This window comes from Methylocaldum sp. GT1BB (assembly GCF_051027545.1).
Taxonomy (GTDB): Bacteria; Pseudomonadota; Gammaproteobacteria; order Methylococcales; family Methylococcaceae; genus Methylocaldum.
Genome location: NZ_CP194902.1, coordinates 851,514 through 864,933, shown reverse-complemented (window position 1 = coordinate 864,933; position 13,420 = coordinate 851,514). Strand labels below are relative to the sequence as shown.

General features: G+C 58.5%; 14 protein-coding genes. 9 read left to right on the top strand and 5 right to left on the bottom strand.

The features are described from left to right. Window positions 1-43: 43 nt before the first annotated feature. The 4 genes from ACR2TX_RS05045 to ACR2TX_RS05030 all read left to right on the top strand — a co-directional run bounded on the left by ACR2TX_RS05045 (window position 44) and on the right by ACR2TX_RS05030 (window position 2,573). Window positions 44-529 (top strand): MotA/TolQ/ExbB proton channel family protein, encoded by a 486-nt coding sequence (locus tag ACR2TX_RS05045; protein ID WP_347258062.1) that lies wholly within the window; start codon window positions 44-46, stop codon window positions 527-529. After that, window positions 526-960: an ExbD/TolR family protein gene (locus tag ACR2TX_RS05040; protein ID WP_077730847.1), complete on the top strand. Its 435-nt coding sequence runs from the start codon at window positions 526-528 to the stop codon at window positions 958-960. The genes ACR2TX_RS05045 and ACR2TX_RS05040 overlap by 4 nt, the downstream gene beginning before the upstream one ends. Further along, window positions 957-1,766 (top strand): energy transducer TonB, encoded by an 810-nt coding sequence (locus ACR2TX_RS05035; protein ID WP_077730848.1) that lies wholly within the window; start codon window positions 957-959, stop codon window positions 1,764-1,766. Before ACR2TX_RS05040 ends, ACR2TX_RS05035 begins: the two co-directional genes overlap by 4 nt. Before the next feature lie 270 nt (window positions 1,767-2,036). Beyond that, window positions 2,037-2,573 carry a PepSY domain-containing protein gene (locus ACR2TX_RS05030; protein ID WP_156881318.1) on the top strand — a complete coding sequence of 179 codons (537 nt, stop codon included), beginning with the start codon at window positions 2,037-2,039 and terminating at the stop codon, window positions 2,571-2,573. A 56-nt stretch (window positions 2,574-2,629) separates the two neighbouring features. Here ACR2TX_RS05030 and ACR2TX_RS05025 read toward each other — a convergent pair whose 3' ends face one another. Beyond that, a complete protein-coding gene (locus ACR2TX_RS05025; RefSeq protein ID WP_156881317.1) occupies window positions 2,630-3,424 on the bottom strand; it encodes a hypothetical protein in 795 nt (264 codons plus the stop codon). Here ACR2TX_RS05025 and ACR2TX_RS05020 point away from each other — a divergent pair. Then, on the top strand, window positions 3,423-3,698 hold the full coding sequence (locus ACR2TX_RS05020) for a hypothetical protein (protein WP_240502546.1): 276 nt from the start codon (window positions 3,423-3,425) through the stop codon (window positions 3,696-3,698). The two genes, ACR2TX_RS05025 and ACR2TX_RS05020, sit on opposite strands and share 2 nt — an antisense overlap. Then, entirely contained in the window at window positions 3,682-4,932 is a 1,251-nt protein-coding gene (gene acpA, locus ACR2TX_RS05015) for an acid phosphatase (protein ID WP_434131443.1), read from the top strand. The genes ACR2TX_RS05020 and acpA overlap by 17 nt, the downstream gene beginning before the upstream one ends. A 252-nt stretch (window positions 4,933-5,184) precedes the next feature. Here the strand turns inward: acpA and ACR2TX_RS05010 are convergent, their stop codons facing one another. After that, on the bottom strand, window positions 5,185-6,678 hold the full coding sequence (locus ACR2TX_RS05010; protein ID WP_077730852.1) for a MinD/ParA family protein: 1,494 nt from the start codon (window positions 6,676-6,678) through the stop codon (window positions 5,185-5,187). A 545-nt stretch (window positions 6,679-7,223) separates the two neighbouring features. Between ACR2TX_RS05010 and ACR2TX_RS05005 the strand changes: the two genes are divergently transcribed. Further along, complete coding sequence (locus tag ACR2TX_RS05005) at window positions 7,224-8,516, top strand: Ni/Fe hydrogenase subunit alpha (protein ID WP_077730901.1); 1,293 nt, start codon at window positions 7,224-7,226, stop codon at window positions 8,514-8,516. Between the two features lie 28 nt (window positions 8,517-8,544). Then, window positions 8,545-9,216, top strand: coding sequence for a DUF2959 domain-containing protein (locus tag ACR2TX_RS05000; RefSeq protein ID WP_434131440.1), 672 nt, complete (start codon window positions 8,545-8,547; stop codon window positions 9,214-9,216). A gap of 609 nt (window positions 9,217-9,825) precedes the next feature. On the opposite strand, the gene ACR2TX_RS04995 is transcribed toward ACR2TX_RS05000, so the two are convergent. Together ACR2TX_RS04995 and ACR2TX_RS04990 are read right to left on the bottom strand one after the other, a co-directional pair. After that, a complete protein-coding gene (locus ACR2TX_RS04995) occupies window positions 9,826-11,196 on the bottom strand; it encodes a sensor histidine kinase (protein WP_434110562.1) in 1,371 nt (456 codons plus the stop codon). A 549-nt stretch (window positions 11,197-11,745) separates the two neighbouring features. Further along, the gene (locus ACR2TX_RS04990) at window positions 11,746-12,657 is read right to left on the bottom strand and encodes a bestrophin family protein (RefSeq protein WP_434131437.1); all 912 of its coding nucleotides are present in this window, start codon (window positions 12,655-12,657) and stop codon (window positions 11,746-11,748) included. A gap of 57 nt (window positions 12,658-12,714) precedes the next feature. Here ACR2TX_RS04990 and ACR2TX_RS04985 point away from each other — a divergent pair, with 57 nt between their 5' ends. Further along, on the top strand, window positions 12,715-12,900 hold the full coding sequence (locus ACR2TX_RS04985) for a YbdD/YjiX family protein (protein ID WP_434110558.1): 186 nt from the start codon (window positions 12,715-12,717) through the stop codon (window positions 12,898-12,900). 53 nt (window positions 12,901-12,953) lie between these two features. Here ACR2TX_RS04985 and ACR2TX_RS04980 read toward each other — a convergent pair whose 3' ends face one another. Then, entirely contained in the window at window positions 12,954-13,214 is a 261-nt protein-coding gene (locus ACR2TX_RS04980) for a hypothetical protein (RefSeq protein ID WP_077730857.1), read from the bottom strand. Window positions 13,215-13,420: the final 206 nt, after the last annotated feature.

Genomic DNA, 13,420 nt, shown 5'->3' with positions numbered 1-13,420 from the left:
ACGAAGAGGAGGCACGATGGGCAGCCGGGTGTTCGAAACTTTCTTGAGCTTTCTTCATAAATCCGAGCAGCACGTCGAAGATCTGATGGATTTGGGCGGCCCGGTGATGTGGCCGTTGCTGGCCGTCTCCCTGCTGCTGTGGACCTTGGTCTTGGAGCGCTACTGGTTCTTTCTCCGCACATTGCCCAGGTTCTTGGAGCGACGTGTGCCGCTTGTGCGTTCCCCCGCCGCGGTGATCGAGATGAAAATTGCCCTGCGCCGCCATCTGCGCCTGATCAAGACCCTTTCCGGCATTCTGCCGATGTTGGGCCTCTTGGGCACGGTGACCGGCATCATCGAAACCTTCGACCTGATCCGCGTATTCGGCAGTGCGGAAACGCGCATCGTCGCGCGAGGCGTCTCCCAGGCGCTGATCACGACGCTGGCGGGCCTGGTGATGGGACTTTTCGGCGTAGGGGTCGGCTACAACCTCAACCGCCGCGCTAGGGCCTTCGAGCGCCGCTATGCCGACCGTTTGCGGCAGCCATGAGAAAACGCAGCCTGTTCACGCGCCGCACCGACGGCGGCGACGAAAGCGCCGATGCGATCAACCTGACGCCGCTCATCGATATGGTGTTCATCCTGCTGATCTTTTTTCTGGTGACGACCTCCTTTATCCGCGAGTCGGCGGTGGCGGTTCAGCGTCCCAAGGCCGCAACGGCGGTGCCGCAGCAGAATGCGGCGGTGATCATCACCATCACCGCCGACGAACAAATCTGGCTGCACGATGCTTCCATCGACATACGCCTGTTGCGCGCCCGGCTCGAACAACTGGGCCTCGCCAATCCGGCCCAAGCCGCCATCATTCTGGCAGACGCCCATACCAGCACCGGCTTGCTGGTCAAAGTGATGGATCAGCTGCGCCTCGCCGGTTTCGTCAACATTTCGGTCGCGGCCAGTACGGCTCCAGACACGCCATGAAAACCTCCCTTGCCGGGATCTCGAGCCGCTCGAGATGGGTCCTGGCCGGAGCCTTCGCCGCGGCGGCGGTCATTAATCTGGCCTTGCTGTTATTGATAGGCGCCCTGATCAGTCACCGTGAGACCAGGCTGATATCGACGCCCAATCCGCAGCCGGTCGATTTCATTCGCATCATTCCGAAGACCGAGGAGTCGAAACCGGTTCCGCCGCCCGCGCCCAAGCCGATGACCGAGGTCGCGCCGGAGTCCCGGCCGTCGACCGGGCGCCCGCCATCCGGTCCCGCCAAGCCTTCCGGCAAAGCGCCGGCGCGCGGGTCCGGCCGTACCGGCGCCCCCAAGCCTCGGAAAGCGCCGGCCCCTGCGCCGGGCGTACCGGCCCCTCGGCTGGATATTCCCGAACAGGGCACGGGCGCCCCGCTTAGCCCTGTGTCGGGCTCCGACTCACGCCTTACGGCACCCCCTGGGCAATGGAATCCGGAAAAGAAGCCGACCGGAGAGGGGAATGGCTCGACCGGCGAAGGTGGTTCCGGCGCCGGGGATCTGGTCGTACTCTCCCGTGTATTGCCGGAATATCCGCCCCGAGCCCGCGCGCAAAAAATCGAGGGTTGGGTGCGGATCGAGATCGACGTCAGCCCTTCGGGTACGGTGAGCGCGGCGAGGGTGGTGGCGGCCAGCCCCGAGCGGGTATTCGACGAGGCCGCGCTCAAGGCGATCCGGCGGTGGCGCTTCAAGCCCGCCTTCAGCGAAGGCCGCGCCGTGGCCCAGCGCGCCACGCTCACGATGAAATTCAGGCTCGAGGAGCGCTGAAGGGCGATATCCCGAATGTAGGCGGTTTCACCTGCTCGTGCGATAGCTTGGATTCTCGACGCGAGTCGAACACGCGCCGGCCGATCAGCGGCGACGCGGGTACCGAAAAGAGTCCCTTACCGGATGTAGGGGGTACGGCATGTTATTGTTAATGAATAAGAAGGCTCTTATACTCGAACCCGGCATCCGATTTGAAGAACAAACGCGGATCGCCGGATCAAATCCTCTAGGGAGTCCGATGTTCCCGCCAGAAGCCAACGGAGGCAAACGATGAAAACACGCATCACAATAACAACATTCACCGCACTGTTTTTGTCCTTGGGAGCGACCGCGGCATTCGCCGAAAAAATCAAAATGCCGAAAACCAAGGTCAGCATGGAAAAATGCCTGGAGGCGGCGCTGGCCAAGAAAGACGGAGAGGTCGTCAAGCTCGAGTTCAAGAAGGAGCGTGGCGCCCCTACCTATGAATTCGAGATCGCCGGCACGGACGGCAAGGACTGGGAATACGAATGCGACGCCAACACGGGAAAAATTACCGAGGAGGAACAGGAAGTCGACAGCGCCGACGATCCGCTGTTCAAGGCCAAGATGAAGATCAGCGAAGAGGAGGCCAAGAAGATCGCCCTCGAAAAGCATCCGGGCGAGATCGTCGAGACCGAGTACGAGATCGAGTCCAACGGCGATGCGTCCTATGAATTCGACATCAAGACCGCGGACGGAAAGGAACTGAAGATGGAGGTCGATGCGGCGACCGGCAAGATCGTCGAGGACGACGAAGAAGAGATTTACCAGATCGGCAAAGAGTGACACTTTCCGATCCGACCCATCCTCGAACGGGCTCCGCGGAGCCCCTTTTTTTGCCCTCAGTACATCGAAAGCTTGAACCGGTTCTGCTTCAGGACCGGCTGCGAAGTGATTTGTCGATGGCCGAACAGGTAGCGTTCGGCGGGACAAATCGCGCGCAGGCGGATCGACTCCGCCAAGGGCGGATAGGCAATGGAAGCGGACCGATCCCAGGCCGGCCACTGTGAAAACAATTCGCGCCAGACTTCCGGCTGCCGGCGGCGCAGCATATGGATCGGATCGAAGCCGTACCAGGTGGCCGGCGGCTCGATCAAGCGGATGCCGTATACCCTCGCGAGCTGCCGCATTTCTTCCTGGCAGCGGTTCACACGATCGAACAGCACCGGCCACGCGATTCGGTGCGCCGGGAAGAAAGTCCTGCGCAACAATTCGAACTTCCAGGGATTAAGCCGTTCGACGCTTTCCAGCGGCAAGGCCATCAAGGCGATTTCGGCGCGTTGCTCGGCCAGCCGGCTCAGGCAGGCTTCGACCCAGGCGAGCAGCTGCGGAACGGTGACGCCGTAAACCAGATCGTTGCCGATATCGGTCACGGCCGCGAACGGTGGAAGACTGTCCGAACCGTGTTTCCGCAGAGCGGTCCACAGCCCGCACCGGACGATGCCGGGAAGCGTTCGGCCCAGCATCCGGCTCCAGAGCCCGTAAGATCGGCCATGCCCGAACGCCGCCAGCACGTCCAAAGGCTCCCGCAATCCCGCTCGCAGACCGTTCACGACCAAGGGAAAGGCCCGTGCGAGATTGCTCGCTCCGATCAGGATCACGGGCCGAGTCGGCTGCTTATCGACTTTGACAGTCATGTTTCTATCGCTGCGGGCACTCGGGCGATTTGGCTTGGGCATCAGTCTGAGCGGATTTGTCACGCGACGTAACACTGGACTGCGTAAAATAACCGGTTACGAATTTGACGGCATCAGCGACTTAAGTCTTTCGAACATCCGCGATGAAAAAAACAGCCTGCCTGAATGTCCTCCTGATATTTCTGATTCTCTCGACGCCCTTATCTGCTTCGGCCAAATCGAGCCGGAACCCAGGATTGGACCGGATTCGCCACATCGTGGTGATTTATCTTGAGAACCACAGCTTCGACAATCTCTACGGACTGTTTCCGGGAGCGGACGGATTGGCGAATGCGCCGGAGGAAACGATGCGGCAGACCGATCGTCAAGGCGGGGTCTACGCCACCCTGCCCAGGGTAATGAATACCGAAAAGAAGCCGCCTGTGCCCGACGAGCGCTTTCCTTCGGATTTGCCGAACCGTCCGTTCGAGATCAGCCAGTATGTTGCGATCGATCAAAAAATCGGCGATCCGCTACATCGATTTTATCAACACCAGGCCCAAATCAACGGCGGGCGCATGGATCGTTTCGCGGCCGTGTCGGATGCCGGCGGCCTGGCCATGGGGTATTACGACGGCCGCAAGCTTCCGTTGTGGGAGTACGCAGAAAAATACACGCTGGCGGATCGTTTCTTTCAGGCCGCTTTCGGCGGGTCGCTCTTGAATCATTTTTGGCTGGTCTGCGCCTGTACGCCGCATCACGACGACCCGCCGGCCGAATCGACCGTCGTCTTGAACGAGAAAGGCGAGTTGATCAAGGACGGCGTGTTTACGCCCGACGGCTATGCCGTGAACACCATTCAGACGATGCAGACGCCTCACAGTCCGAAGATCACCGATCCGCGCCGGCTTTTGCCGCCGCAAACTTTTCCCACGATCGGCGATCGCCTGTCGGAGAAAAAGATTTCATGGGCGTGGTATTCCGGCGGCTGGAATGACGCGATCGCAGGGAAAGCCGACGAAAGTTTTCAGTACCATCATCAGCCATTCGCGTATTTCGACCGCTACGCCCAGGGAACCCGCGAAAGGGCCAGGCATCTCAAGGACGAAACGGATTTATTGAAGGCCATCGAAAAAGGAAATTTGCCGGCGGTTTCCTTTTATAAGCCCATAGGAGCCCATAGCGAGCATCCCGGCTATGCCGATCTTCTGGCCGGGGAGATGCAGGCGGTGGCGGTGATCCGCAAGATCGAACAAAGCCGGCTGTGGCGGAACAGCGTGATCATCGTCACTTACGACGAATACGGCGGGTTTTGGGATCATGTCCCGCCGCCTCCGGGCGACCGCTGGGGACCGGGCAACCGCGTGCCGACCATCGTCATTTCCCCGTTCGCCAAGCGCGGGTATGTCGATCACACCTTCTATGACGGCACATCGATCCTGAAATTCATCGAAACCCGGTTCGATCTGAAACCGCTGGGCGAGCGTGACGCCAAAGCCAACGACTTGCTGAATGCGCTGGATTTGTGATCGCTTAAAGTTCTATCGGCGCCGCGCCGGTGTATAGGCCGAAATAAGCTCTTGTAGATCGGCAATCCATTGCCGACACATCCGTTGCGTCGGGAAAGGATTCCCGACCTACTTGGCGACACAGATTTGTAGGTCGGCAATCCTTTGCCGACGATTCGTCGTGTCGGGAAAGGTCGCGACTAAAGCGACGTTTGCGTTGCGATTGGGAAGGGATTCCTGTTAGGCAAAGGCTAACAGGATCGAGAATGGGCTTTATTTTCGCTGCGCCAGTTCGTCCAAGCGCATTTTGGAATCCCGAACCGGCCGCAAGGCTTCCATCAGGATCTCGGCGCTGGCTTGCAGCGCCGCTTCCCGCTCCCCCAAGGCGCCGATCTCGATTCTAAGCTGTTCGATCAGCCGGTCCTTTTCGTCCGCGTAGGGTTTCCCGAAGCGGATTCGAAACCATTCTCGGGCTTTCTCGAGCAAGCGCTCGAAATCCGCCTCGGTGAAAGCCTCCTCGGAAATCCAGCGTTCCATCTCGACCAGAGGATCGATCAGTTTGCATCCGAACTGCCGCTCGTAGCTCGATCTGAGGAATTCCGCGAGTTGGCGGGTCTTTTCGTCCGACCCGCGAGCGTTCGCCAGCAACTGAACGATCGTGCTGTCGGGACTTTTGATAGGCCGTTCGTAGCGTCGCTCGTAAATGGCTTCCAGCGTCGTGCAAATCTCTTTTAAATCGATTTCCGGAAATCCCTTGACTTCGAGATCCCGATAAAGCATTTGAATCGTATCGAACGGAAAAGCGCTGAACCGTTTGAGATAGGTTTCGATCTGGGATTCTATGGACTCGCGCGTCGGCGTTGGGACGAATGGCGCGCGCTCGGCCGCAGGCGCATCGTTCTCCGTGCTTGGCGGTCGATCCGGGTTGCCGTCAGCGTCCGTGACCGGCGGTTCCGGTGCCTGCCGGGACAGATCGGTTTCCACCTTGTCCCAGTAGCGGCTGAAGTTCGATGCATCCCCTGTGGCCGGCAGCCGCTCCCGAATGACTTCGGCAATCTGTTTGATGGCCCAGCTCGCCGGAGAACTCGGGTGGGTCTGCGTCACCGGCGTCTGCAAGCTCACGGCATCTAGCAGAGCCTCATCGAGCGGCACATAGCCGAGATAATCGACGTCCAAGCCCAGGTAGTTCTTGATCGCGCCCCGAAAGCGGTTGAACACCTCCAGGCTGCTGGCGCGGTCTTTGGTCATGTTGACCAGCACGTGAAAATCGATCTCGGCCTCGCGGTTTTTCAGGATCTTGATCAGCGAGAAGGCGTCGGTCAGCGACGTGGGCTCCGGCGTGATGACCAGAATCGCCGTGCCCGCCGCCAGCAAGAAATCCTGCACGTTGTTTTCCACGCCGGCCGGCGTATCGATCAGGATGTAGTCGTAGCTCGAATCCAGATCGGCCAGGCCGAGAATCAGCCGGTGCCTTTGCTCCGGTTCGAGATTGGCGCACTCCGCGATGCCGGATGCGGCGGGAACGATGTGGAAATTCTCGCGGTAGCGGAGTATGACGTCGTCCAGACGCTTTCGCCCCTTCAGGCAGTCGGCGAGAGTGGCTTCGGGATGTACGCCCAGCAGCACATTGACGTTGGCGAGACCGGTATCGGCGTCGAACAGACAGGTCTTTTCCGCGTGCTCCGACAGCGCGCAGGCCAGATTGACGGCCAGATTGCTTTTGCCGACGCCGCCTTTACCGCTGGTGATGGCGATGACACGAGCCATGAGTGAGGGGGCCTTTTGGGGTTTTCGATCTTAAAAGTGTAGCCGTGGATGAATGCCGGTGTGACGCTTTCAAATCGGTTTTCGAAACGAGTTCTATGCAAGGTGGAGCGGCGGTAGTAACCTAGTTCCGCTCCGATGGAGCCTTTTGGCGTGCTTCGGTTTGCCGCGACCCGGTCGATGACCGGAACGGATATTTTCATGGACGTTACAGGGAGTGTGACATGGCCTCTCGGTCGCTGTTTTTGCCAAGAAGGGTTTTTTTGCGATCTTTTTCCGTTCCCGGTTTTTTCGGAGGAGCGGGGCGATGAGCGGTCACGGCGCTTTCGCGTCGAACTGCTTTCGAGCGAGGCTTGCGCGCTTTGGCACCGGACAAGGGGGTATCGTCGAGGACCGCCGGGCATGCGGTCGCTCGCGCGGAAGTTCCGCCGCGGCGTTTCTACCGGAATTGGCTTGCAGGGAGGGTGAACCTAGCCGAAACATGTGTCTCCGCTTAAATCGATCGCCATCACTTTTTACGAGGTAGCAAGGCGATGGCAATCGAATTCATGAGTGAACAACAAGCTGTCGATACCGGATCCGGACCCGCGCGGCTGGACGGGGATGCCATCCTGGACTTGCGCATCCGCAACGCGCGGATCGAAAGCCTTGCGCTTCACATCTTCGAGCAGTCCCGGCTGCTCTCAGCATTTCTCGAAGGACGGGCATGTTTCGACGTGCCCGACACGCTGGCGCGCATCTGCGGGACCGGTCCCGTAGCCTATCAAATGAGCGCCGTGCAAGGCCTCGAATCGGCTTTGGACTGCCGTCCGACAGCCTGGATTCAGGCGATGCGGCGGGTGATGTGCTGCGGCGAGTGGATCGCGAGCCATTCGCTGCACATTCATTTGCTCGCCGCACCGGATTTCCTTGGGTTTTCGAGCCTCGCGGAAATGTCTCGGGATTTTCCGGACGAAGTGCGTCGCGGACTGCGTCTGCATAATCTGGGTTGCGAGTTGATCCGCCTGTTTCACGCCTCGTCTTCCCGCGCGGCGGGAGTCCGCATCGGCGGATTTCACCATGCGCCGTCCAAGGCCCAGGTCAGGCAATCGGTCGAGCGGCTGCGCGCGGCCTTGCCGGAAGCGGAGTCCTTGGTGGCTTGGACGGGCGGCATCGATCTGCCTTCCAGCGAACAATCGTTCATCAACGTGGCCCTGCGGCATCCGGACGCGTACCCGATGTGTGGCGGCACCATCGTTTCCAGTACCGGCTTGGACATAGCCGTCGAGAGTTTCGAAAGGTATTTCCAAGTGCACCGGGATCCGCATTCCAAGACCGATTATTCATTGATCGAGGGAAGGCCTTATCTCGCGGGGCCCTTGGCGCGGCTGAACCTGAACCGGGACCTGTTGCCCGGTCCGGTGGCCGAGGCTCTGCGCAAAGCCGGCATCGCTTTTCCCAGCCGAAATATTTTCCACAGTATCGTGGCGCGAGCGGTGGAGGTGTATTTCGCCATAACCGATGCCATTCGCCTGCTGGACGGCTATGAGCCGCAGGCATCGTACGTCGAGGCTCGAACTCGTGCCGGGACCGGATTCGCCTGTACCGAAGCTCCGCAGGGCATTCTCTGGCACTGCTACGAAGTCGATGCCCAGGGTCGCGTGATGCGCGCACGGATCGTTTCTCCGGCCATGCATAACCAGGCGTGTATCGAGGAGGATCTTTTCGGAGCGCTGCAATCGTTCGGCCCGGAAAGAACCGATGAGGAATTGCGGCAGTACGGAGAGCGGGTGATCCGCAATTACGATCCGTGCATCGCCTGTTCGAGCGATTTTCTCGATCTGAATGTAGTACGATCTTGAGCCTGTTCGTTTTCGGAGCCGCTTTCCCATGCCCAACCATGTACAGCTCGTCGCGCGGCGGAGCTTTTTCCTGCTCCTGCTCCTGTTCCTCATCCTGACCGGTTGTTCTTCCGCTTATTACAGGGCGGCGGAGTCGCTGGGCTTTCACAAGCGCGACATTCTCGTTCACCGCGTAGAAAAGGCCCGCGACAGCCAGGAAGAGGCCAAGACACAGTTCAAGAACGCGCTGGATCGGTTTACCGCGCTCACCGGCTTCAAGGGCGGCAGCCTGGAAGAGAAGTACCGGGAGCTCGACGCCGAATACGAGCGCAGCCGGGCCAAGGCGGACGAGGTTCGGAAACGGATCGACGACATCGAGGACGTTTCGGAAGCCTTGTTCGACGAATGGGAAAATGAACTCTCCCAATACCAGAACCCGTCGCTCAAGCGCAGCAGCCAGCAAAAGCTCACGGGGACGCGCCGGCGCTACGATCAGCTCATCGCCGCCATGAAACGCGCCGAATCCAAAATGGAGCCGGTATTGCTGACGTTCCGCGATCAGGTTCTATTCCTGAAGCACAACCTCAATGCCCAAGCCATCGCCTCCCTGCGGGGCGAACTCGACAGCCTCCAAACCGATATTTCGGCGCTTATAAGGTCCATGGAAGTGTCGATCCGGGAGGCGGACGAGTTCATCAAGTCGGTTGGTGGTCCCGCCTGACAAGACATTGAGTCTGTCCAGTGGGCCGTTCGCCCTGAGTTCGTCGAAGGGCCTGTCCTGAGCGTGTCGAAGGGTTCGAGGGCCTGCTGGTACAGGCTCTTTGCTATGTCTTCGAAGGAATCCGCGTGCGCCCGGCAGCAAAACCGGTTATTCCCTAATGAACAGCCGTCCTCGGGGTGCGATAGATCTATGGTGAAAGTCGGAGAGTTTCATGGAGTGTCTTCCCATCGATAACTTGACCCAAACCGACTCTTGACTGGTATAGGATGCTGCCGACGATAGGAGGCGCATCGGTCGCGATCGATGGGTTCATGCCGGACAATCCCTGTCCGGCACCCTATGGGCGGCCTCGCCACGCTACGCTGTCCCGCTTCGCTCGCGAGTCCGGGGCAGTTCAGATCGATGCGCTTCACTTTGTTCAGCACATCCTATGCCCTGAAACTCGCAGGTTTGGATAATCTCAGCTAGTGTAGGGCGCATTAGCTTTAGCGTAATGCGCCGAATGGAAGGTTCCCATGCGGCGGCGGGTTGTCGGGGCACTACCCGGATGACCGTTTGCGATTGGGATACGCTATTCCGCCCTACATAGGTTATATGGGCTGCTTTTACTTAAGAAACCTCCACCAGCGGAAGTTCGACCCGGATGCGGGCGCCCTGTTCGTCCTGCCGCGGTTCGATGCTTTCGACTTTTCCCTGGTGATTGGCCACGCACTCGCTCACGATCGCCAGCCCCAAGCCGGCACCCTCGGTGTCGGTCATGTGGGCCGCCTTGCCTCGAAAAAACGGCTCGAATATCCGCGTACGCTCCGTGGTGTCTATTCCGGGACCGTCATCTTCGACCTCCAGTTGCATACCGGTTCCCAAGTCACGAAGAATGATCCGGATCTTGCCCCCTTCCGGAGAAAACTTGATGGCGTTGGAGAGCAGATTGTCGACAATCGTCCGCACCTGGTCGGGAACACCGAGGAATTCGACCGGCTGGATCAACTCCTTGATGGTGAGGGACTTCGCATTTAGGGAGTCCCGATAATCTTCGATCACCGATGCCAGCAACGTCTTCATGTTCACCGCGTCCTTCGGTTGCGGCGATGGATTGTCCTTGACCTGGCCATAGTGGAGCGACTCATCGAACAGGTTTTGCAGTTTCTGAACGTCCTGGCTCAGCCGCGCCAACAGGTCGCGTTGCTTCGGATTCAACGCCTCGGCCATAAGCAGGCCGGTGCTTTCGAAAATGCCGGAAAGCGGCGTTTCGAATTCGTTCGAGACTTTGCTCATGAACTGTTGCTTCGACTCTTCCCGACCCAGCAAACGGGTGCGCAGCCAGTCGAGCCGATCACCGAGAAGCCGAAGGTTTTTCGGTCCGGTAACCCGGATGGGTTTGCCGAAGTCTCCCGCTCCCAGTCTTCGGATGGATTCGTCCAGTTGCCGGACCGATCGGGTAAACACGGCCAGCAGACCCGAGCCGAAGCCAACGCAAATGAGCAACAGAATGCCCAGAATGGCCCCCTTGACCAGAAGGTCCTGCCGAACCGCTCGATCAATTCGGCTCAAACCGTCCTGCCAGAACCCGTCCACGGCATCCTCCAACCCGTAAAAGGTTTCGTCTATCGACAACCTGGCTTTAGCCTCGGCCCCAAAGTCGGCGATTCGGTCATAAAACCGTTTTTTCTTTTCCGATAACTCGTTGACGAGAGGCGTCAATTTATCGTCGTCTTCGGCCCTGAAGAGTTTGTCCAATGCCTGCTCGACCGATGCATGAATGTCTTGCAGCGCAGCAGGCAGGGGCGTAACGCGATCGGCAAGTCCGCCGAACCCGCCGTGGCTTTGCACGAGCACGAGCCCGAGAGCGCTAAGGCCGAGGAGCGCCGCAAGCACGAGACGCCATCTGGTCCGCACGGGTTTTCCGGATTTGTGTACCTTGCGCACTTCTCCGGGCACCGAAACCCGATCCTTCCAATAATCCTGATCTTGCACCACCATAGGACACTCCTTGAGCAGTAAGTCCTGAGAGAGTTCAGTGACGGAAAATTGACACTAAACGGGTGTAAAGGTCAACCTGTCGTACCGAGTGCCCGTGACACGGGCACTTCGAACGGAAAACTTCAGGGCCGTTTTTGTCTCGGCGGCGAAATACTGTCGATATCCGGCTTGCCGGCGAACTGCAAGACACAGTCAGACCTTTGTTGTTTGCTTCTTGAAATGAAAGAAACCAAATTCAAAAAAGTAAATGCCTGACCCTAGAGCATTTTCCGATTCGGTATCAGGGAGCCCGATATGTAGGTCGGCAATCCCTTGCCGACGTATCGGCTCGGCGAAGGGCTTTGTCGGCAAGGGATTGCCGACCTACGTGCTTCCCGCCCGACACGAATCCGTACACCGGGATGAAAAATACTCTAAAGAGCCAATGGCAACCGGCGCGGTGTAAGTCCGACCAAATGGGACATCATCACCCAAACCTTCCCCGCAGGCGCATAAACCGACGCAAGGCCATCGCCTCGCGCCGGGAAGCGGACGGGTTCGTCAAAACCGTCAATGCGCCGAGGTGACCGATGCGCGGGATCCGAGATCGGTGTATTTCGGTACGCTGGAGCCGACGGTCGCCCGCTTTCGCAGCAAGATTTCGCTCACGTTGGAGCCGATCATCTTAGCCAGTTCTTCCGTGGGGAGGTCGTTGGCATCGTCGCCGAAGGGATTCTCGATTTCTTCCGCGATCAGCTCCAGGCTGCCCAGAACGAAGAACACGAAAGTAGTGAACAGGATCGTCCAGTACCCGAATTCGTGTACGAAGCAGAACGGCATGGTGACGATGTAGACGAAAATGAACTTCTTGATGAAAAGGCTGTAGGAGTACGGGATCGGCGTTTTCTTGATGCGTTCGCAGGCGCCGCAGATGTCCGTCAGCGAGGTGAGTTCGCTGTTGATGTTCAGATAATGTACTCCGGCGAGATCTCCGCCCCGGTGCAGTCGGTCGATTTCCCTGAACAGGCTGTTGGCGATAAGATTCGGCCGGTGCACGCCGGCCGGTCGGCGTTGCAGCGGTTCGGCATCGCGGAGATGCTCGTTCAGCACCGAGGCATAAGCGGCAATATGTTTGGCGATGATGAGTCTGGACGGATGGTTTTGTCGAAGGAATGCGTTGCACTTCAGGGCCAGATTGCGGGACGTATTGACCAAGGTTCCCCACTGCCGCCTGCCTTCCCACCAGCGCTCGTACGCCGTGTTGGTTCGAAAAACCAGCAGCAGCGAGATGACGAAGCCCAGTAGGGAGTGAACCAGATTCGTGCCCTTGAATTCCTCGGGCAGCAGATCGCGATCGATATAGGCTATGGCCGCGGTGAATAAGGCGACCGAACTCATGGCCGGCAACAGCCTTCTGAACGTGTCGCTTTTATGAAATTTGAAAATGAGGCCCCACCACGATTTGGGGTTGTAATTGATCACGCTGAACTCCTAAGCGGCTTTCGATCTCGGGAGTGAATTGCCGAAGTGGATTATTAAATGATGAAAACAGTCAAGACGCTATGGCATCTGCTGCGGGAAATGACCGGCGACGATGCCTATGAAAAGTATCTGGCGCATTGGCGTGTCCACCACGCCGGCGAGGGCGGGGAGCCTTTGAGCCGCAAAGAGTTTTTTAATGCCGAGCTGCATCGGCGATGGAGCGGCGTCAAACGCTGTTGCTGACGCGGCGGCGCATCCCGCCTTCGCAGGCGGGATGCCGAAAGATGCGGTGGCAGTTATATCCGGCTCTTGATCCGTTCGTAGGCGCTTCTTACTTCTTCACCGAGCATTTTGACGCTGGTCCAGACATCTTCCGAGGCGTCTTTGGCTTCGTCGGCGACTCCGGCGAGCTTGCTCTTGAACTCTTCCAGCTTTTCTTCCGTCTTGTTCCACTCTTCCTGAGCCTCGAGTTTCGCCAAGTTGAGCTGCACCCGCAGTTCGTCCCGTTGCTGAAGTAAGCCGTCCCGAAATTTTTCCAATTCTTCTTTAATGTTCATGATGATTTCCTCAATGTTGGTTCGCCTTGACCTCGCACATACAAGGCCTCCTCCGATTTCCTTAGGTTTGACTTAAACGGCGCGGTATTGCGAGGATTCGTCACAGCAAGCTGTACGAACGCATGGTAACAATCTTGAACGGAACTCTTCCAGTCCATCATTGTTCTGCGTCCGATGGAGTCCTGTCGGACTTCCCTCAATAGCTG